Source organism: Paenibacillus oryzisoli, assembly GCF_050467285.1.
GTDB lineage: Bacteria > Bacillota > Bacilli > Paenibacillales > NBRC-103111 > Paenibacillus_E > Paenibacillus_E oryzisoli_A.
The window spans coordinates 402,280-422,867 of the sequence record NZ_JBCMUN010000012.1; the positions used below are offsets into that span (position 1 = coordinate 402,280).

The window sequence follows — 20,588 nt, forward strand, 5'->3', positions numbered from 1 at the left end:
CATATGAAAAATGCTGTTGACGAAAAATACTTAATATCTCCCTTCTTAATTGTTCCTCTCATGTATGTCAGTATGGTCGGGGTCGGAGTGCTAAATTTCCAACATGAAATGGCCGAACTCGCCGGATATAATGCTTATATTTCTGTTGTGTTAGTAGGGATTAGCATTCATTTAATTTTATGGATGATTTATAAAATTTTAAGTTCTAATCAAGAAGGTGTAGATGTTACTGCAATCAACATTACATGTTTCGGGAAAATTGTAGGGAACATACTCAATTTCGCAATCGTTCTTTATTTTTTTTTCGCAGCTTATATTGAATTTTATGCCTATATTGAAGTTATTCAAATCTGGGTGTTTCCGTCAATAAAAATTTTACCCATCAGCGCCATTTTAGTGTCGTTTATATACTATACCGTATCAGGCGGGTTTCGGTCCGTTACCGGACTAAGTTTTTTTGGATTACTAATGACACTTATATTTATTATTCCAGAGAATTTGTCAGTTTTGCCGTATACGCATCCGTTAAACTTGATGCCTCTTTTTAACCATTCAATAACGGATATATTGCTCTCTTCTAAAAGCATGCTATTTCAATTCCTGGGATTTGAAGCACTGCTGCTCTTTTACCCATTCATTAAATCACCGGCAAAGTCTCAAAAATGGGCACATTTGATGGTACTTTTTGTTACATTAATGTATTTGATGATCATCATCATAACGTTTATGTATTTTAGCGAAGGGCAGCTTCGTGAAATCTCTTGGCCAACGCTTAATATGCTCAAGATCATTGAGGGACCTGTGTTCCAGAGAGTAGAATATCTAGCGATTTCATTGTGGTTGCTAAAAAATCTATCAGGCATATCTTTAAGATTATGGTGTGCATGCCGTGGAATGAAAACCATTTTTCAGATCAAACCGCGTGCGAGTTTGCTTACTTTTCTGGTCGGATTTTTGATATTAGAGTATTTTCTGAAGGATCACAGCATATTTCTATGGATTTCCGAGTGTTATTCAGACGTCGGACTTTATTTTATTTATGGATATATCCCGATTATGTTCGTAGTCACGCAGGTAAGGAAAAAATGGCGTCGATGATATTGATATCTAGCATCTAAATAGACTCCCGAATAATCTTAGGAAGGCTTTTAACAACCAAATCGTAAGAATGGTCGATCATTTCAAAGATCGCCGACTCTGCTAAAGAACCCCCGAGTATAATTGTATTCCAATGCTGTTTGTTCATATGATACCCCGGTCGAATGTCCTCATGCTGCTCTCTCAAATTGTCCGCCATCACTGGGTTGCATTTTAGGTTCAAGTATCCTTTTTCCTCGTAAAAAAGAGCGAATATTTTACCTGCAATTTTTATCACAAGTGGATCTTTTTCAGGTCCTAAAGGATAATCCTTAAACGCTCCATTTTTGTTTAGACAGTATTCGATAAAAATATTTTGCATACGGGCTCATCTCCTTCGTTATCGGCAGGGTATAGTCTAAGTCGTCGACATAGAAACAGCAAGTTGAACAGATCGCCGTGATGTCTTAATAACGCCTTCCTTGACAAGCTCGCTCATCATGCCGCTGACCGCTTCGCGGCTAGCACCGAGCATATTGGCAATCTCTTGGTGCGAAAGAGGCAGATCGATCAGTGCATACCCGTCATGAATGACGCCGAACTTCGCGCTCAACGTGGAGAGGAGATGGAGCAAGCGTTTCCTAAGGCCATGAAGAGCAAGCTGTTCCAATTGATCCTCCCGCTCCTTTAACCGGTCACTTAGTGCTTTAAGAAATTTGAGTGCAAGCTGAGGTCGATTGATCATCAGCCGTTCGAATTGAGGCTCGGACATGGTGCAAAGCAGCGATGATTCAATCGTTTCTATGTATACTCCCCTGGTTCCGAAAGAGAATGAATTTAACTCTCCGAATATATTTCCTCTTGTGAGAATCCCAAGTGTGAACTGTTTTCCGTTGTCGTTTAGTTTATAGAGTCTGAGCTTGCCCTCTTTGACGAAATAGAGTCCCTCGCGCGTAGAATCCGGGGTTTGAACCAAGGTGTTTTTCGTGGTCCAATTGAAATGATGGATGGTATCTAGTTGATCGATCTCTCTTATCTCTTCCCGTGACATTTCTTCAAAAATGCTGATTTGTGATAAATACCAGAGCTTGTTCATTGAATATCGACCCTCCAAAGTGTTAGTTAAAGGGATACTGCCTTGGCAATATTCACCTTAGCATGTAAAATTGGATTCTATCAGATCCACTTCTATTTGAAAATCGGCATACCACTTATTTGAAATGAAGGGGGCTTTACTTATGCCGCGACACACGTTGTCTCCTACAATTGAATCGAAAACCAAACAAATCTATTCCTTACTGCGCGAACAGATATTACAAGGTACTTATGAAGCCGGTGTTAAGCTCCCATCGACGCGGGATTTGGCAAATGAATTTGGGGTATCGCGGGCACTCATCGTGGATGTGTTTGAACAGCTAATCGCAGAAGGATACGTGGAGGGCCGTCAAGGCTCTGGCAGCTATGTCATTGATTTGAGTGGAAGTAAACGACAACTCCCTCAGATCCAAGAAATTGATTATTCCGGTAATGCAACAGTTGCTAAACCCCCAACTCGCTTCCAAGGCATTGATTTTCGACCAAGTTTTCCGGCATTGGAGTACATCCCTTTCAGGAAATGGAAAGAAACCGCCAATGCCGCTTATGCAAATACGAATTCAGGAGAATTTGGCTATGACGATGATCCCGCAGGCTATTGGCAGCTTCGCGCAAATATTTGTCAACTTTTATTGCGTACCAAGGGGATTCAGTGTCTGCCTTCACAGGTGATCATAACCGCTGGAGCAACTCAAGCCATAGCCTTGCTGTCCCGGCTGTTATTGAAACCAGGGGATGCAGTAGCTATAGAAGATCCAAGCGCTACCTTCATTCAACAAATTTTTGCATCGACAGGTGCTGATATTATACCAGTTCCCGTAGACGGGCATGGCTTACGCGTTGACGACTTGCCGACTCACCGCCACCCCAAATGCGTGTTCGTTACGCCCTCACATCAATTTCCTTTAGGCAGCATTCTTTCCATTGGACGGCGTTTACAGCTCATCGATTATGCCAGGCAGACAGAATCTTATATTATCGAAGATGATTACGACAGCGAATTCCGTTATACAGGATTGCCGGTGCATGCCCTACGAGAGCTCGACTCGGAACGAATTGTCTATGTAGGGACTTTCAGTAAAAACTTGTTTCCTGCGTTACGCATTGGTTATATGGTAGTTCCGCATGAACTGCTTACTCCGCTTCTACATTTAAAACGGCTGATAGACATGCAATGTCCGATCTTGCCGCAAATCACTTTGGCGAGATTTATTTCCGAACGCCACTTAGAACACCACATCGCTCGTATGAAGCGCATTTACAGCAAAAGACGAAAATGCCTCATGGTCGGTTTGTCCTACACTTTCGGCAGTAGAGTGAAAATATCCGGGGATGCCGCTGGCTTGCATTTGATTGCGGAAATGGCTGGGAGCCAATTCGACTCCCAAGTAGTTGCACAACTTGAGGAACTTCATATTAAAGTGTATCCAGTAGAAAAATACACCATTAATAAAGGGAGGTATGATGATCAACTTATTATGGGATTTGGCAATGTGGAGGAAAATAACATTTTAGAGGGGATCAGGGGAATTGCGGGTGTTTTAAAACCAATTTATTTTTAAATATGAGGGAGGGCTTATGCTACGGAATAAGCGCTTCCTTATTTTACGTGTTTTTCGATATGGAGAAATGTAAATCACATTACAGAACTCCAATTTTTTTAGAATTATAATCAAGCTATCATTCGATATTATCAACATCCATTAGAAGCGAGGTCGTTCTTTACGAAAAAAATGCTATGGGTCATCCTCATGATGTCCACCGGAACTTCTTTTACGTCGCCTTTATTTCCGCTTTATCAGGAGCATTACCGATTAAGTAGTCTGCAAATAACCATTTTATTCGCTGTGTATGCGGTCTTCCTGTTGCCCTCTTTGATCATTGTCGGTTCTAGAGGAGTTGGCTGGGGACTGAAGCGGGTTCTTCGCATTAGCATCCTGCTGTCAATCTTGGCTACTCTTCTCTTTATGGCGAGTCAGCAGGCCTGGCTCGTTTACGGGGCGAGAATGCTGGAAGGAATCGCTTATGGGAGCTTCACGGGCACCGCGGTCGCGTTCTTGCTGAAGCAAACGCCAATAGAGAAATCGGGCAGAGCGATTCTGTTATCAGGTATGGCCGTTTCCATAGGTTTCGGCCTAGGGCCTGCCTTGGCAGGCCTGATCATCCAGTATCTGCATCTGTTGCCGTTACGCGCGCCGTTTTGGCTTTTGACCGTTCTGTTGGTAAGTGCTTGGATCGGTCTGGAAACGTTGAAGGACGAGGATTTTCAGACCTGGAAGGAACGCCGACGAACCGCGTCGGCATCGATCTCGCTTGGAGTGTCAACCGACATTAAGCCTCATTTCTGGTCATTCAGTGCGCTGCCCATTTTCACGCTGTTTAGCTTGAACGGAACTGTTCTCTCCTTGATTCCTTCGTTTGTGAAAAATGTCATTCACACTTCCAATCTTGCCGTGTCGGGTCTTCTGATTTTATTGCTTATGGGTGGGGGCACGATGATGCAAATGCTGCCGTGGTTCAAACAGCCGATCGTACGCCTTCGGATGGGTATCGTATTCTTAGCTTGCGGAGCCTGGCTTGTCGTTCTCTCCGGGATGTCCGAGAGCATAACTCTAATGTGGATTGGTGTGCTCGTTCAAGCGCTCGGAAGTGGTTGGACGTTCCAGATCAGCCTGCGACTGGCTGGGGAGCTCCCGAATGGCTCTGAGCGACCGAAGGTGATAACTACTTTCTACTTTGCTGGTTACATCGGGTTTATTGTGCCCATTGTGGGAGTCGGTCTCCTAAGCTACGTATTTGACTTGTACGTGTCACTAATCATCCTGAATGTTCTCGCCTCCTTAACGATTCTTTATATGTTGGGCTATTCAGTAAGATTTGCCCGGTTCTATGCCATGAGAATCGGAAATGCTACGAGATAGGGATGAAAACAGAAAAGGAGGCCTTTCTATGCATTACAAAGCGATAATTATCGGTACAGGTCCTGCTGGTTTAACAGCGGCAATCTATCTGGCAAGAGCGAATGTGGCTTCACTTGTAATCGAAGGAATCCAACCAGGGGGCCAATTGACGACAACAACTGAGGTCGAAAACTTCCCTGGGTTCCCGGACGGGATAATGGGTCCGGAGTTGATGGATAACATGCGCAAGCAAGCGCTGCGTTTCGGTGCTAAGATTCAGTCGGGACGAGTGAAAGAAGTAGACTTATCCAAGCGACCGTTCACACTATTCCTGGAGGACGGCGATAAATTGACGGCCGATTCATTGATTATTTCGACAGGTGCATCGGCCAAGAAACTGGGTATCCCCGGCGAAACCGAGAATATTGGCAGAGGTGTCAGCACCTGTGCGACCTGCGACGGTTTTTTCTTCCGCAACAAGAGAATCATCGTCATCGGCGGCGGAGATACCGCGATGGAGGAGGCGCAATTCCTGACCCGGTTCGCGTCCGAGGTTCGCGTCGTGCATCGCCGCAATGAACTGAAGGCTTCGAAGATCATGCAAAATCATGCGCGCGGAAACAAGAAGATCGTTTGGAGCCTGAACCGGACACCCCTCGAAGTAAGGGCGGATTCCAAGGGCGTAAGTGGACTTAAAGTGATCAACAACGAAACGGGCGAAGAGGAAATGCTGGAAGCTGACGGGATTTTCCTAGCGATCGGGCACACGCCAAATACGGGCTTCTTGGGTGGACAGTTGCCAACCGATGAACTCGGTTACCTGCAAGTCATTTCGGGCACATCACAAACTGCTATACATGGTGTTTTCGCCTGTGGTGACGTGCAGGACCGCATTTACCGCCAAGCCATTACATCAGCAGGCAGCGGCTGTATGGCCGCATTGGATGCAGAACGGTTCTTGTCCGAGCAGCACGCTTAGAGTTTTCGCATAATGAATCAATCATACCTTAAGGAGGAATTTTCCATGTCAGTTCAACCGATTACAGATGCTACTTTCCAAAATGAGACCGCAGCGGGCACTGTGCTCGTCGATTTCTGGGCACCTTGGTGCGGGCCTTGTAAAATGATCGCACCAGTACTAGATGAACTGTCCGCTGAGATCGGCGATAAAGTTAAAATCGTAAAAATCAACGTGGACGATAACCCGGAATCCGCTGCCAAGTACAACATCATGAGTATCCCCACCATGTTACTATTCAAAGACGGGCAGTTAGTGAAGCAACTAGTCGGGGTGCAACCGAAAAACCGATTGATGGCTGCAATTCAGCAAGCCTGAGAATTAGAATAATTGAAATAAATATAATGAAGAGGAAGCGTGAAGAAATGGAAGCACGATTGAACTTAAAGCACAAAATCGGTCAAGGGATTTCACCTCAACAATTCATTGATGGCATGCAAAATCGAACGATGGAAACCAGTAATATCACGAATACCAAAGAGCGGTTCGTCTCCGTTTTCGATAACTTCACATGGCCGCAAGAAGATCTGAAAGTATTTTTTACCGCTTTAAACAATCGTTCCGACCTGCACTGTTTGATTCTATGTACAGATTGGTGCCCTGACGTCATCTGGAACGTCCCTTTACTGTTTCGAGTAATGGAGCAAAGCCACATTTCAACTGAAGTATTGCTCATGGAAGAGCATTTGGAAACCATGGATCTTTTTCTCACGGATGGCGGACGAAATCAGCCAATCGCTGTGTTCTTGAATGCGAATGGAGACGTTCTAGGCAGATGGGGAGCCCGCCCAGCCTATATTCAGGCAGTGATGGATCGTTTTAAAAAGAACAATCCCAATAAACACGTTGCCGATTATAAGGAAAAATTGAACCAAACATATCGAGAGATCGGCGATCTCTATCAAGCTAGCAACAAGTATCAGGAAGTTATCCTTCATGAATTAAGAGAGCTGTTTACTATCTTTCCTTCGTAAATGGGGGATCCCCCCTCGGCTCAAGGAGTTGATCGACTTTAACTCATCATCAACTCAGGATTACTTAAGTACAACGACAAGAAAATACCTCAAATACATGAATGGCGATTTAATATTTGATTCCCAAAGCTTCGCAAACCCTAGTCTTAGATAATTTTCTTAAGACTTAGGTGAGAGGTAGTAGTATGAATGCATTGAAGGGATTTTCATGTCGCTAATCACGTATTATAGGGATTTTCATGTCGTGAGTTTCCACGATTTTATTGATTGTAGGGACTTTCTTGTCGCTAATGAGGGTATTTTCTTGTCGTTGGAGTTAACAAGCTGCCACTTGCCTTCCTCATCCAACTGCGCTATAATTCATTACACGATCGTTGAATGAAATCGAAAGCGAGATTGAGCCTATGAAACGCATTCCCAAAACATCCCGCGATTTTCAAGCGGCTGAGCGGCGGGAGCAAATTTTGCAGGGGGCCAAGGAACTGTTCGCCCAGCACGGGTATCACGGCACGTCGATCCGCGCGATGCATAAGCATATTGGGATCACTGACGGGTTGCTTTATCATTATTTCCCGGGGGGGAAGCAGGAGATCTTGGAGACGATTGTCAAGGAGGCCCAGGAATCGCGGTTTCAACAGATGGATGAGCTGATTAAGGGCATTCATCCCGGGCAGCCGCTGGAAGTTGCGCTGTATCAGTTTATTTCCGGCATGGTGACGAAGATGCTGGGCGACCGGGATTTTTTGAAAATCATGCTGAGGGACTCAGAGCAAATTGTATCCGGCGATAAACATTTCATGTCGGATATGGTGCTGCAGCGCCTCAAGGACTTAACCGCGGCGTTAGCGAGAAGAGCCGCGGCGGGCGAAATTCGCGAGATGGATTTTGAAGCTGCAGCCAGACAAGTGATCTCGGTGGGCCTGATGGTCGTGATGAGTCAGGTGACGGCGATTAATCTGGTGCAATCGGATCTTGACGGGTATTTGAGAAAAATGGTCACTTTCACTGTGTCGTTATGGCGGAAGTGATGTTTTTTTTAGTAATTTCGTTCACACATCGTTGAGTGAAATGATGGATAATCGAGGAGGAGTTTTCATGAAAACATTTTTGAAACAAAAACACGTCTACATCGCGTTCGTCGCGGTTTTTGCCGTGATCTTGCTGCTGGGCTTGGCGCAGCTCGGTTCGTCGGTGAATCCGGTGCCGCGGAATTTACCGGTCATCCTCGTCCAGCAAGACGCAGGCGAGAAGCTGCCCACTGGGCAAGAGATGAATTTTGGCAAGCTGTTGCAGGACAAAATCACAGCTGCTCCGACGCAGGAAGGCGCTGCCTCGCCGCTGCAATGGACGGTTGCCGCCAGTGAGCAAGAAGCGGTGGACGCGATGAACCGGCAGCAGGCGTACGGGGCGGTCGTGATTCCTGCGGATTTTAGCCGGAAGCTGCTGAGCCTGACGACACCGCAAGGGCAGCCTGCGGCAGCAGTGCTGTACACCAATCCAGGCATGAACAACACCGCGGATACGATGGTGAACCAAATCCTGAATCAAATGCTGGCCGGTATGAACGGCCAAGTGCGCGAGCAATTGCTTGGGCAGATCGCCAAGCAGGGAGGCACGCTGACGGCGGAGCAGACGAAGGCGTTCGCGGCACCGATTCAACTCACCACAACGACGGTTAACCCTGTCGGCACCAGCAGCATGAACGGCAACGCGCCTGTCGCGCTCACACAGCTGGCCTGGTTCGGGGCGATGGTTGCGACGCTGCTGTTATTCATGGCCGCAGGCAAAGCCGCGGCGCAGTCCGGTTCCGTCACGCATCTCCTCCGCGTACGACTCGCGCAACTGCTTGGCGGTGCTGTACTGTCGGCGTTCGCGGCAGGAAGCATCGTGCTCGTTGCAGGGGAATGGCTCGGGTTAACGATCAGGGATTACAGTGAAACTTGGTTATTCTTATGGTTCACTGGCTTTGCCTTCTTCCTGCTGCAAACCGCCATCGTTTCTTGGTTGGGTCTAAAAGGGGTGCCGCTTTTCGTACTCGTCTTCTTCTTCGGCGCACCAGTGCTTGCGCTGCCGCCGGAAATGCTTCCGAGCTTCAGCCATGACTGGCTGTATACGTGGATGCCGCTGCGTTTTGGCGCGGCTGGACTGCGCGATGTGCTCTACTTCGGCCAAGGCCTGAATCTCAGCGCGCCGATGTGGACGCTGGGTTGGATCGGCGCGGCGGGGTTGGTGCTGACTGTGCTGTCCGCCGCGAAAAGACAGCCCAAACCGACGGCTGCAGCAACAGCAGCCTAACTTGTGAAATTGCTCGGAGCCCCTAGACACCTGCGGACACGTCCTCCCGGCTATGGACATATGTTGAACCGTTCATAGCATAGAAAGGAGTGACGAGCCGGCATGGGAAAAAGGGCAATTCCGGGCGTATCCATCATTACGTGCACGAACCGCCCGCAATTTTTCAACAATATTGTGCGCAATTTTCAGAGGCAGCAGTATCCGGCGAAGGAGCTCATTATCATTTTAAATCAGGATAGCATGCCGCTTGCCGAATACCGCCGCAAAGTGCGGGACGTGCCGAACGTCCGCGTCTACCAAGACGTCGAGCGCACCGCATTACTTGCTGGAGCAAGTCAAGGCGCTTTATCGTACGCGCAGCGATATTGCCGGCAAGCATGCCTGCTTGATCTATTTGACATCAACAAAGGAACTGCTGATTCGTTCGCCGCATGATCGCGACCAAGAGGTGGAATTCGTGCAGGGCGGCACGATCCTGTTCCGCAGACGCGTGCTGCGCAAAGTGCGCTTCCCTGATCGCTCGCTGGGCAAAAGACGTCGCTTTCCTGCGAGCTGCCCGTAGCCGAGACTTCAAGGCGTACGCCACGACGCCGTTCTACTACGTCTACATCCGCCGCAAAAATAAAAAAAGCCACACCTGGCGCGTGTCCAGGATGACTATTATCGCAATGGCGGTCAAATGATCGGCGTAACGAAGGATTTCCGTCCGGTATCAAACCGGAGGCTGTAAGACGAAGTTTTGCCCGACTCCTGTCTGGCTCTGGCGTCCTCAGGACTAGACACATGTGGAGTGCTTAATAGGAAGACAACGAAGCGATACGCAGTAGGAGAGCGTCCTTGATTGAGCGTTCCTTTTTATTATCAGTCGGATAACAAGGGGTCAGTAATAGCATTATCGTGGAAGTTTAAGTCCTTTCGGTAGTACCCCGGAATAAATGGCCTTCTTGGATTGGATTTATTAATTCCAGGGAATTTTATCATTGATTTATATCGCTTAGAATTATACTCGGCTAGCAGGAAGTCACTAGCGTTGCACAAATACTGATATGGTTGTTCCTGGTACCGGCGGTTTACTATTTTTTATCTAATTTCAAAAATTTAACACCCCTTTTTGGGGAGTCACGCCAAAAAATCCTCTCTACTTAAAGCGAGGTTGTGAAATCCCATTATTTCAATATTTATCTTATTTAGGTCTATATAATCAAATGACACAAGCAGAAGCTGTCGGTGTCGCAGTGGCAATGAGTGTCGAACAGAAGAAATCGATTCGTGAACTTGACATAGGAGAGCTGCAACTAAAAACTAATCGCACAAGGGGCTGAACTCGGCCAAGGGATTAAATTACGTGAAGTCTTATCATTTCGGAGGTAATTAACACATGATTCTCAGTCACTTATCTTCTTGGGACAGATAATGAAAAAGACTTATTTCCATCGGCAATTAACCGAGTTATCATTTGGTTGAAGGAGCAAGGTAACCACTTGAAACTAGGCCGCCATGATATAGATGGTGATTTGCTGTATACACTCGTGCAAGAAGTGGTAACAGCCGTTCATTCTGAACGGCTGGCAGAACAACATAGACGGTATGCTGACGTAATGTTCTTGCTGGAAGGTGAAGAAACGATCTTTGTTAGCAGGTCGCTAACGAACGGGGCACTCCCAATTCAAGATCGGCAAATTGATAAAGATTATGTGCTTTACAATGAGGTTGGTCATGAGATTCCTGTAATTCTCAAGCCGGATATGTTGGTTGTCTTATACCCAGACGATTTGCACCGACCCGCTTGCAGCAAATTTGGAGGTACTACAATTCGCAAAATTGTATTCAAAATAGACATGAAATTATTAGTAAAATGGGGAACGGATCAATGAATAAAATAATCTTATCTTAGTCCATCTCAATCCATACCGGAGCGGTTGCCGCGAATTCGCCGTTCTCCTGATAAATTTTGGCAAAATAAAATCGCTCCTCGCAAGGCAGCGCTACCTGATACTCCAACTGCTCGCACCGATGGTCATAAGCATGGAGCACGCGTCCGCGTTCGCCGATAATTTCAGTCCGAACGATCTGGCATCCCGTTTCTAAACCGTATAGCGCTTTGATTTCAATCAGCAGCATGTCAGAGTGTTGGATTCGCGAACCCATAATGGCGCTGTTCACCGTAAACCATACCTTCAGTTGCAGTGCTGATGTAAAATAAACGCGCTGGTGCCGGATCGCATCGTAGAAGTGTTCTTTTGTCAGCTTTTCAACCAGAACCGCCGTCCGAAGCGTATTTTGCGTTCCCCACAGCCCATGATGGTTATCCTGGTTGCCAACGGGTGCGACATGCCATCCCTTATCCAGCGCCATGATATAATAATACAGTCCCCCGAGCTCCTCCGATTCGATCGGGTTCGTTTCGATCAGATGAAGCACCTCATCGACTTGCGCGTCGTAAGGCTCGAATCCGTCCAAATGGCGATCTCCGCTGGACCACGGATGATTCCATTGATGGATCGAATCGGGGTAGCGTTTAACCAGATCATAGTACTGCGGAATATCGTTATATTTCGTTTCATATGTGTTGATAAAAAAGTCCAGGTTGTACGTATTCATATGTCCGAATTGGTTGTACCACGTCGTTTCGGCACCGTACAGCGCGAGGAAGGCGCCATCTTCAGTTTTCGTATCGGCCATCTGCCGGATATCGGCCCATTTGCGGCTTAGATCCCAATCCAAATAATGATCATACAGATTGCTGTGCTCCGTGATCGCCAGAAAGTCAATGCCGGCCGTATACCGTGCATAATCGTACGCCTCTTCGGGAACCCCGATGCCATCCGAAAATCCGGTATGGCTATGCAGGTTGCCGAAGTAGATATTGTACTTGTTGTCGATTGGAGCAGGCAAAGCACTTGGCCGAGGCTTTGGAACAGTTAAAGGTCGCTGCTTGACGAAGGCCAACCAATGAATTAACAGGCGCTGACCAGGTGAGGCATCTGTCATCACCAGATAGACGTTGTGAATGCCGGTCAATAGAGACGAGTTCGAATGTGCCAGACAACCGGCTAAGATCGACCATCGTTTCCATTGCTTAAACAGGACGATTTCTCCTATCTTTTCCCCATGAAGATCATCCACCCGGACCTCTAGTGTAATCTGCCGGTTCCTGTCACTGTCCGTAAATCCGAATTGTCCGCGCAGTTGATCTACGCCTGCCTCTGTAAAATCAATCCCGTGGTAAACCAGATAACTGTCAACCTCACTTGCGGTTATTACGCTGTATGTCTCGCCAGGTTCAATGTCGTCCGTATCCAGCTCGCTGAAGCCATGCGCTTGATCATAGTTGGCTGCCGGAAATTTGCTATACGGAACCTTGTCAGTTTCCGTATCCACAGCATCCCCTGCATACCCGTACACGTGCACATTACGAATCTTCGCGGTCGCCCCCGGGGAGCAGTACGTGACGGTTACCCGTATATAACGTGCGATAATAAACAAATTATACGTGTCTCCGCCAGCTTGTGTCTCCGTATTGTCTCGTTTCTCCGCTGCGGTTTCCCAGTTCAGCCTATCCTGGCTAAATTCAACGAAATAGTGCGTATATTCGGCTTCACCCGCTCCCGTGTCGATCACAAGCTGTGTAATCCGGCTGCACTTCAGCAAATCTAGCCTCCACGAGACGTAGTATGGCGCACCTGCCCAATACGTATCGTCTCGGCCGTCGATAGCTTTCTCCGCCTCGAAGCCTTCGAGCTCGTTTTCCGCTGCTGCAATTGTGCCTTGGCTCAATAGTACGATCGGTTGTGTATGTTCGTTCTGACTTTGTTCAAGCATGATGTATCACCCATTCTGCAGTGTCTAGAGTCCGGTCCAGATCGGCGCTGTAATCGCAGCCTGACCGTCATTCTGAATGATTTTAAGGAAGTAATATTTCTTGGTATTGTTCGTAATGGAGAAATTGGTCCAATTAATGTTAGTAGAACTGAAATTAGCAGACCCAGCCAACTGACCACCCTCCGTATACACTTCGATTCTGCTAATCGTATCTCCGGAGTCAGGATCGCTTGCACGGACCGAGAAGTTCAATGTGGACGGACTCGATAAAGTGGAGCCCATGATGCTGTTGTTAATTTGGTAGATGACTTTCATATTGATGTCAGTCGTTGAATACACCCGATGTTGACGGATGGCGTCAAGGATTTGCGCTTTGCTGAGGCTTTCTGTCAGAACGGCGGTTCTGCGGTTATCCAGCGTTCCCCAATTCGCCACATGATTATCCTGATTGCCGGTTGGCGCGATATGCCAGCCCATATCCAATGCATCCGTATAGTAACCCATATAATCAATGGCATTGGACCAGGTGGGAACTTCAATCAATTCGACAACATCATCCGCATCTGCATCATAGGGTGAGAAGCCGTCAAAGTCGGCATCCCAGGGGTGATTCCACTGAACAATGGACGCCGGATACTGCTTTACATGATTGTAAAAATTGCTCGGCGTATTGTACTTGATTTCGTACGTATTGATGAAGTGATCCATCTCCAGCGTATTTATATGCCCAAAGCGACTGGAAGGGTACCACGTAACCTCGCTCCCTGCCAGGGCGACGAAGCTGCCGTTAACAGTCTTGCGGTCAGCTGACTGCTTCAAGTCCCGCCATTTCAGACTTTGATTCCAGTCAAAGAAGTTATCGTACAGATTGGAATGTTCCGTGACGGCGAGAAAATCCAGATCAGCCGTGTTCCTTGCGTAATCGAACGCTGCATCTGGAACGCCAGCGCCATCGGAAAATGAGGTATGGCTGTGCAGGTTCCCGAAATACACATTGTAGCTGGCCGGTGCGGGCAGCGGCGAGGGCTCCGGGGCGGCAGCCGGAAGTGCCGGTTTCTTGGCGAATTGGAACCAGTTGATGCCCAGTCCTTTGTCCGAATTATTTCCGATCACGAGGTATACGTCATGTACACCAGTTACCAGGCTAATGTCCGTTGCCAAGGTACTGTTCCTGTTCCACTGTTTGAACGCGGAAAGCGTCCCAACTCGTGTACCCGTCGGAGAATCGAGCCGTACCTCTAAATTGACTGTTTCGAGCGGTTCACCCTCATCCGGATTAGGCGTGTATACACGGGCGATGAACTGATACGCGCCCGTTGCGCCAAAATCCAGATCATCAAAGCGTAAATAATCGCCTGCCGTGACGGCGCTGGCTGCAACGGAGTCGTCACCAATTGCATATTCATGGGTCGAATCGGGACTGGCAGCGAAGGTAATGCCGTTAACCGCATCGTAATCAGCGGATTGAATGATGCTGAAGGCGCTGAGATTGACGGAAGGAGTTGGAAGCGGCACGCTTTCTCTAAAACCATAAGCCTTGAAATCCGTAATGTGGAATACCGCATTGGCCGAATTATACGTACCCCTAACACGAATATAACGACCGGTCGCGTTGACTGTGTATGTATCTCCTTGATCGACCGCTTCTTTTATATCATTTTTGGCTGCCACCTGGGTCCAATTGAACTGATCCTTGCTCACGTAGATCGTATATTGATAATAACGGGTGCCGTCGACATAATTACGCAACCTGATCAGTTTGATCTCATAATTGTTCTCCAAGTCCACCTGCCAGTAATGCTGATAAGGAGACATGCTGGCGTAATTGCCGTTAGTGGCATCGGAATCGATCGCGTAGTGCGGCTCATGGCCGGTTTGAGTGTAAGTGATGATCGGATCTCCCGGCGAGGACGGCTTGGCTTCGACCTCAGCGGTTTTGTCAGATGTCAGCAGAGCAGGGTTCAGCGTGCATTCCTTATAGCCGTACACCTTGAGATCGCTGATGTGAGTACCCTTGTTCGCAGAGTTGTAGGTCACGTTCACTCTAATGAATCGCCCGATATCGTCGACGTCATATGCATCGCCGGCGTCCGTGGCCGGATTGTTATTCGATTTGGCAGCCAAAGTTGTCCATGTTGTGCCGTTCGTGCTTGTTTGAATATTGTACTTGTAGTATCGGGTGCCATCTACATAATTGCGGATGCTTAACTTCTTAATATTGTAGTTGGCACCGAGATCTACCTGCCACCATTGTGTATACGGGTAAGCTGACCAGTAGCTTGTATTAGTTGCATCGGCATCGTTCCCGTATTCAGGTTCATGGCCAGACTCATTGCTTTGTGATGTGACGGGTTTGCCGGCGCTGATCAATGGAGGTGTCTCACTCATTCGGCTCTGCGGGACGATCTGCTTCGACTGGCTGGAGCTGGACCAATACAATTTGACTGAAGAATTCCCTGTATTTGTAAAATATTCGAGACGAATGTCATAATCTGTATTCGCCGTCAGTGTAAGGAAGGAGGTCCACTCCGCATTCGTCTGCTCGGTCCATCTGTCGATTAACAACTCTCCATTGACCCACAGTCTTACGCCTCCATCGAATTTAACGTAGAAATTGTATTTCTGTGAATACTGCGGTCGAATTTGCCCTGTCCATCTGACAGAGAAGGTGTCGGACGCTATGGAAGCGTCAGGAGAGCCAGAGCCCCAATTATAATTCACGGTGGGGTCCGTCCTCGACAGCACAGGAGAAGTAAGGTCTATATTATTGAAATAGTCGCCTTTTAATCCGTTGCCCATTTGGCCGTAAGCTGTCTGTGTGTTCACCATTGAGATGGCAACGGTTACAACAAGTGCCGCAACAAATAACGCCACCTTTAGAATGCGTCCCCATTCGCTTGCCTTCTTCATACTTCGATTACCTCCCATAGTATTGGTTTGTTTGCTTGGTTATTCGCTCCCCCTTCCTGCTGAATTGTTCGCCTACGCGCTTACCTGTATGGCGAGCAGGACTCGGGCTACTGATAATTTTAATATGGTACAGTTCCTCCAGAAGATCAACGAACATTGCTTGCTGACGCTCATATAAATTTTGTCTTCCGGTGCAAATATGGGTATTTAGCCTTCGAGCCAACAGGAAACATTCAATTTCCAACGAATAACTGTAGCTAACAATATCAAGGCGAGATAGTTCGTAGACAGAGAAATGGGGGAACAAAATGAAGACGTTCATCTTTCGTGACAGATCGGGTTCCGTATTTATGAAGGTGTTTTATTCCTATATCCTGATCATCACTTTGCCAATGATTCTATTCGGGCTGCTCACCTATTACTGGCTGACGACCACGATGGAGAAAGAGATGCAGGTCACCTACAGTAGTGTGGTCGAGGATATTCGCACCGAGATCGATCGTAACTTTCAAACGCTGGATATGTTCGCTGTACAGCTGTCCTACATGCCTTGGGCAACAAAGTTGATGAATATGGAAGGGCCAAGTCTCAGCTACGATCGCTTGGACATCAACTTGCTGTTAAATATTATTCAGGAGCTGCGCATCTTCCAAGCGACTTATCCGCTTGTCGATGAGATTGCGATTGATTTCAAAGGAAAAGATACGATTATCTCGACAGTCGGCAAGGACAATAGAGAACGGTTCTTCGCCGATCTGATCCGGTACCGCCGCCTGACGCCTGACGACTGGTTTGGGATGCTGGAGCAGCAGAATAATCGATCGATTCTGCCGCCAGAGGAGGTCAGCGTACTGAATCAATCGAAGCGCATGATCACTTACCTGCATTCACTTCCGCCAGGCAACTCCTCTTTTCAGGCCACGCTGTTGCTGCTCATACGGGAGGATATGATCCAGGAAATGCTGGGGAAGTCTGCGCTCATCAAGATGAACGGAAGCGTTTACGTTGCTGACAGGCAGGGTAATTGGCTAACGAGCTATCACGGGAACCCCGAGATACGTATGGCCTTGCTGCAGAATGAACGAGTGCCCACTTCCGGGGGGGATCTTCTGCGAATGGGGGATGGGTCTGATTATATGGTGTATTCCTCTGCAGAGGGCGCGAATGGTTGGAGCTATAAACTGGTTGTACCGGCCAATACGCTGACAGGCAAGTTAAAAACCGTCCGGATCGTTGCTGTTGCCGTGGTTATCTTCTATCTGGTCATTGGCTTCGTCATCTCCTTCATGTTGGCGAGGCGGGATTACCGACCGATTGCCCAGATTCTGAACCTTGTCCGTACTCGGCAGCGGCCTGTCGGGAAGGATAACAACGAATATATGATTCTAGAGCAAGCGATCTATGCAATGCTGAACGATGTTGACCGCAGCGAACATGAAATTCTCTTGTACAAACCGTTCGCTCGAAATACGTGCTTGACCCGACTGCTTAAGAATGATAGAGGAACAGCGGATATCACACAGACGCTGGAGCTGCTTGACATTACATTCCCGCATGACAATTATCGGTGTCTCATCCTGCTGCTCAGTGAGGATCAACTCGTTTCGGAGTCTTTCCTTGAACTCGTGAAATCCGGGCTGGACCAGAGCATTGCTTCGATCTACTGGGTTGAACTAGACGGGCGCAGCAAGTCGATCATTCTCAACGTCGATAGTCAGCAGGCAAGTGAGCATGCGATCCAGGTGATTTGCGAAGGGCTGTATAGTATGTCCGTCGCGTACAGGGCCATCGGCGTTGGACGGCTGTGCCAAAGCATAGACGACTTACATCGCTCCTATGGCGAAGCGTTGCATGCGCTCGAATATCGGTTCATTCAGGAAGAAGGCTCGACACTTTACGTCGAACGATTTGCGGACACCGTTACGTGGAAGGGAACGATCCAGGAAGAGGAGGAGTTGAAGGTGGCCATACGGAATGGCCAAGCAGAGGTTGCAGTCGAGAAAGCGCATCGTGTCGTGCGTATGGAAGTACAGACTTATCAACTATCTCTCGATGGAATACGGTTTCTCTGCTACCGGGTGGCGACTGTCGCTCTGATTACGCTAGAGGAGCTCAATATCGCGGAATTGCCGGAAGTCAACTGGAATGAGCTGCTGCAGCAGAATGAGTTCGATGCGATGCTCACTGAGATCCGGAGGCTGTATGAAGAGGCGGTCCGGCTCGTCATTCAGGAGCGGGAAGGCCGTAATGACCACCTGATACGGGAGATTAGGCTATATTTGGAGACACATTATACCGACCAGAATTTGTCATTGACCTCGGTTGCGGACACGTTCGGCATCTCCTCGTCTTACTTGAGCCGATACTTCAAGAATCAGACCGGTACGAACTTCGTCGATTACGTGAATCGATGCCGAATCGAAGCTTCTAAGCGGCTTCTCACTGGAGAGACAACCATTCTTCAGATCGCGCAAAAGGTGGGCTTCGACAATGATATTACCTACCGGAGGCTGTTCAAAAAGTATATGGGCATCACACCGAGCCAATACAAGGGCGCTCCTTAAGCTTACTCGGCGGACAACAAATTTTATATGTCAAACCTCAAGCATTGTTCGTATCTCCTGTCAGCCGATTCGTATATACTTTAGTCGTCCGGAAGCTCAAGTCCGGCTTGAATCAAGGCTGCTCGGCGATTCCGGAACGTTCGATCAGCGGAATAAGAGAAGGCATGTAACGATCGGATTGAACAGTAACGACAACTAAGGAGGGTATATTACAATGCATACAAAGAAGGTATTGGCATCAAGATTAAGCTTGGTCATGGCTATCTCCATAGCAGTTACAGCGGCAGGATGCTCATCGACAGATAAACCAACATCTACTGAACCAGTAACCGCTCCACAATCATCTTCATCTGCAGCACCGTCCGCGGGGCCGCTTAATCCAATGCCAATCGTAACTGACGGCTCGGTAACACTCACGGTAGCAGTTGCGGATAATCCGTTTGCAGCAGCCAGCTTAACTCAAAATCTTCCAGTGTGGCAAGAGATCGAGAAGGTAACCGGCGTCAAGATCAAATGGGACGTAACGCCGAGCAGCCAGTTCCAGACCGCATTGCAAACGCGACTGGCAGCAAGGACGAATTTGCCTGACATCATGTTCACGTCCTTCCCGATGTACAAGTACGGAGAAGACGGATTGCTGCTGCAGTTGGACGATCTTCTGAAGAAATACGGACAGAATGCTGCGGAAGTGTTTAAGCAGAAGCCGCTGTTGCCTGCGTTGATGAAAACGCCGGAAGGTAAAACTTATCATCTGTCTGGAACTCGAGACGAGGAGGTCGCTGCTGGCCCTTATGGCTGGCTCATTCGCAAGGATTGGCTGACTAAGCTGAATCTAAAGGAACCAGTTACAGTCGATGATTGGTATAACGTCTTGAAAGCGTTTAAAGAGAAGGATCCGAACGGCAACGGCAAGGCCGACGAAATTCCGATGACCAACTACAATGGAGTCTCCCAGCTCTATTATTGGGGTAATGCTTGGGGATTGCATCTGCGAACGAGCGACGGCTTCTATCCGGATGCGAAAGGTAAGATACAATATGAGTGGCTCGACCCGCGGGCGAAGGAAATGGTCGTCTTCCTAAACAAGCTCATCAAGGAAGGCTTGCTTGATATGGAGTTCGCAGTGAACAATAAGGATCAACTGACCTCCAAAATTATCCGCAGCTTATCTGGCGCCTCATTGGCATGGCAGGAGTCCAATACGCTCTGGAACAATAAGCTGAAGGAAGCTGGCGAAGCCAATCCGCAATGGTTGATGGCAATGCCGCCCGCAGGACCAAACGGCTATAAGGGCCATATTGAGACGACTTGGTTAGGGAACGGCAATGCAGTGATCAATAAGGATTCTAAAAATGCCGAAATCGCTTTCCGCTGGCTGGACTATGTGGTCTACAGTATGGAGAATTCCAAGCGTGCCACACTTGGCGTGGAAGGTAAATCGTATACGATACAGAACGGAAAACCCGTGTTTACTGATTTCGTCCTGTCTAACCCGAACGGATTAGGGCCAGTGGAAGCGATTCGCTCGATTGGCGGTTGGCAGTTGAACAGTATGGTCATGAAGAAGGAATTCGTATCCATGCTCAAGCTAACGGATGCGACTTTAATGGAGCGTGCCAAACAGATTGAACCCTACATAGTGCCTGTCGTCGAATTTGCCATCCCGACAGAAGATGAATTCTCCAAATTGAACCGCAAGCTGACGGACATCTCGACGTATAAAGATGAAATGGTTACCAAATTTATCCTCGGCCAAGAGCCGATCGAGAAGTGGGACAGCTTCACGAAGCAGATCAAGGATATTGGCATCGCCGATGTGCTTTCCATCCGGCAAGCCCAGTATGACCGTCTGCAGGCTAATAAATAAACTTAAATTACATGGTGGGCGGGAGCACTCAGCGATCGCCCCGACCATGTCGAGGAGAGAAATGCC

General features: G+C 47.9%; 15 protein-coding genes and 1 pseudogene. 12 read left to right on the plus strand and 4 right to left on the minus strand.

Translation table 11 applies throughout. The features are described from left to right. Window positions 1-3 precede the first annotated feature (3 nt). Window positions 4-1,098 carry a GerAB/ArcD/ProY family transporter gene (locus tag ABE504_RS22050; protein WP_430092689.1) on the plus strand — a complete coding sequence of 365 codons (1,095 nt, stop codon included), beginning with the start codon at window positions 4-6 and terminating at the stop codon, window positions 1,096-1,098. 16 nt (window positions 1,099-1,114) lie between these two features. Here ABE504_RS22050 and ABE504_RS22055 read toward each other — a convergent pair whose 3' ends face one another. Next, the gene (locus tag ABE504_RS22055) at window positions 1,115-1,459 is read right to left on the minus strand and encodes an MmcQ/YjbR family DNA-binding protein (RefSeq protein ID WP_430092691.1); all 345 of its coding nucleotides are present in this window, start codon (window positions 1,457-1,459) and stop codon (window positions 1,115-1,117) included. A gap of 36 nt (window positions 1,460-1,495) precedes the next feature. After that, window positions 1,496-2,173, minus strand: a complete 678-nt coding sequence (locus ABE504_RS22060; RefSeq protein ID WP_430092693.1) for a Crp/Fnr family transcriptional regulator — start codon at window positions 2,171-2,173, stop codon at window positions 1,496-1,498. A gap of 142 nt (window positions 2,174-2,315) precedes the next feature. On the opposite strand from ABE504_RS22060, the gene ABE504_RS22065 reads away from it, so the two are divergent. The 9 genes and pseudogenes from ABE504_RS22065 to ABE504_RS22105 all read left to right on the plus strand — a co-directional run. Beyond that, on the plus strand, window positions 2,316-3,734 hold the full coding sequence (locus ABE504_RS22065; RefSeq protein ID WP_430092695.1) for a PLP-dependent aminotransferase family protein: 1,419 nt from the start codon (window positions 2,316-2,318) through the stop codon (window positions 3,732-3,734). A 189-nt stretch (window positions 3,735-3,923) separates the two neighbouring features. Beyond that, window positions 3,924-5,093: an MFS transporter gene (locus tag ABE504_RS22070; protein WP_430092697.1), complete on the plus strand. Its 1,170-nt coding sequence runs from the start codon at window positions 3,924-3,926 to the stop codon at window positions 5,091-5,093. A 28-nt stretch (window positions 5,094-5,121) separates the two neighbouring features. Then, entirely contained in the window at window positions 5,122-6,051 is a 930-nt protein-coding gene (gene trxB, locus ABE504_RS22075) for a thioredoxin-disulfide reductase (RefSeq protein ID WP_430092699.1), read from the plus strand. Window positions 6,052-6,096: 45 nt separating this feature from the next. Then, window positions 6,097-6,408: a thioredoxin gene (gene trxA, locus ABE504_RS22080; protein ID WP_430092701.1), complete on the plus strand. Its 312-nt coding sequence runs from the start codon at window positions 6,097-6,099 to the stop codon at window positions 6,406-6,408. Between the two features lie 47 nt (window positions 6,409-6,455). Then, on the plus strand, window positions 6,456-7,064 hold the full coding sequence (locus tag ABE504_RS22085; protein WP_430092703.1) for a thioredoxin family protein: 609 nt from the start codon (window positions 6,456-6,458) through the stop codon (window positions 7,062-7,064). Between the two features lie 404 nt (window positions 7,065-7,468). Next, on the plus strand, window positions 7,469-8,092 hold the full coding sequence (locus ABE504_RS22090; RefSeq protein ID WP_430092705.1) for a TetR/AcrR family transcriptional regulator: 624 nt from the start codon (window positions 7,469-7,471) through the stop codon (window positions 8,090-8,092). 67 nt (window positions 8,093-8,159) lie between these two features. Then, on the plus strand, window positions 8,160-9,359 hold the full coding sequence (locus ABE504_RS22095; protein WP_430092708.1) for a YhgE/Pip domain-containing protein: 1,200 nt from the start codon (window positions 8,160-8,162) through the stop codon (window positions 9,357-9,359). A 102-nt stretch (window positions 9,360-9,461) separates the two neighbouring features. After that, on the plus strand, window positions 9,462-9,794 hold the full coding sequence (locus ABE504_RS22100) for a hypothetical protein (RefSeq protein WP_430092710.1): 333 nt from the start codon (window positions 9,462-9,464) through the stop codon (window positions 9,792-9,794). A 995-nt stretch (window positions 9,795-10,789) separates the two neighbouring features. Further along, window positions 10,790-11,233 (plus strand): annotated as a pseudogene (locus tag ABE504_RS22105) (YhcH/YjgK/YiaL family protein); the annotation flags it as partial. Between the two features lie 16 nt (window positions 11,234-11,249). Here the strand turns inward: ABE504_RS22105 and ABE504_RS22110 are convergent. Both ABE504_RS22110 and ABE504_RS22115 read right to left on the minus strand, forming a co-directional pair. Further along, complete coding sequence (locus ABE504_RS22110) at window positions 11,250-13,181, minus strand: CehA/McbA family metallohydrolase (protein ID WP_430092712.1); 1,932 nt, start codon at window positions 13,179-13,181, stop codon at window positions 11,250-11,252. Between the two features lie 24 nt (window positions 13,182-13,205). Then, window positions 13,206-16,091: a CehA/McbA family metallohydrolase gene (locus ABE504_RS22115; RefSeq protein ID WP_430092715.1), complete on the minus strand. Its 2,886-nt coding sequence runs from the start codon at window positions 16,089-16,091 to the stop codon at window positions 13,206-13,208. A gap of 308 nt (window positions 16,092-16,399) precedes the next feature. On the opposite strand from ABE504_RS22115, the gene ABE504_RS22120 reads away from it, so the two are divergent. Together ABE504_RS22120 and ABE504_RS22125 are read left to right on the plus strand one after the other, a co-directional pair. Beyond that, complete coding sequence (locus tag ABE504_RS22120) at window positions 16,400-18,655, plus strand: helix-turn-helix domain-containing protein (protein WP_430092717.1); 2,256 nt, start codon at window positions 16,400-16,402, stop codon at window positions 18,653-18,655. 214 nt (window positions 18,656-18,869) lie between these two features. After that, window positions 18,870-20,522 carry an extracellular solute-binding protein gene (locus ABE504_RS22125; protein WP_430092720.1) on the plus strand — a complete coding sequence of 551 codons (1,653 nt, stop codon included), beginning with the start codon at window positions 18,870-18,872 and terminating at the stop codon, window positions 20,520-20,522. Window positions 20,523-20,588: the final 66 nt, after the last annotated feature.

Excerpts from the sequence above, each read along its gene's own strand:
- trxB (WP_430092699.1), top strand. The coding sequence starts at position 5,122 with ATGCATTACAAAGCGATAATTATCGGTACAGGTCCTGCTGGTTTAACA.
- ABE504_RS22085 (WP_430092703.1), top strand. The coding sequence starts at position 6,456 with ATGGAAGCACGATTGAACTTAAAGCACAAAATCGGTCAAGGGATTTCA.
- ABE504_RS22065 (WP_430092695.1), top strand. The coding sequence starts at position 2,316 with ATGCCGCGACACACGTTGTCTCCTACAATTGAATCGAAAACCAAACAA.
- ABE504_RS22125 (WP_430092720.1), top strand. The coding sequence starts at position 18,870 with ATGCATACAAAGAAGGTATTGGCATCAAGATTAAGCTTGGTCATGGCT.
- ABE504_RS22095 (WP_430092708.1), top strand. The coding sequence starts at position 8,160 with ATGAAAACATTTTTGAAACAAAAACACGTCTACATCGCGTTCGTCGCG.
- ABE504_RS22115 (WP_430092715.1), bottom strand. The coding sequence starts at position 16,091 with ATGAAGAAGGCAAGCGAATGGGGACGCATTCTAAAGGTGGCGTTATTT.
- ABE504_RS22070 (WP_430092697.1), top strand. The coding sequence starts at position 3,924 with ATGATGTCCACCGGAACTTCTTTTACGTCGCCTTTATTTCCGCTTTAT.
- ABE504_RS22100 (WP_430092710.1), top strand. The coding sequence starts at position 9,462 with ATGGGAAAAAGGGCAATTCCGGGCGTATCCATCATTACGTGCACGAAC.
- ABE504_RS22050 (WP_430092689.1), top strand. The coding sequence starts at position 4 with ATGAAAAATGCTGTTGACGAAAAATACTTAATATCTCCCTTCTTAATT.
- ABE504_RS22120 (WP_430092717.1), top strand. The coding sequence starts at position 16,400 with ATGAAGACGTTCATCTTTCGTGACAGATCGGGTTCCGTATTTATGAAG.
- ABE504_RS22090 (WP_430092705.1), top strand. The coding sequence starts at position 7,469 with ATGAAACGCATTCCCAAAACATCCCGCGATTTTCAAGCGGCTGAGCGG.
- ABE504_RS22055 (WP_430092691.1), bottom strand. The coding sequence starts at position 1,459 with ATGCAAAATATTTTTATCGAATACTGTCTAAACAAAAATGGAGCGTTT.
- ABE504_RS22060 (WP_430092693.1), bottom strand. The coding sequence starts at position 2,173 with ATGAACAAGCTCTGGTATTTATCACAAATCAGCATTTTTGAAGAAATG.
- trxA (WP_430092701.1), top strand. The coding sequence starts at position 6,097 with ATGTCAGTTCAACCGATTACAGATGCTACTTTCCAAAATGAGACCGCA.
- ABE504_RS22110 (WP_430092712.1), bottom strand. The coding sequence starts at position 13,181 with ATGCTTGAACAAAGTCAGAACGAACATACACAACCGATCGTACTATTG.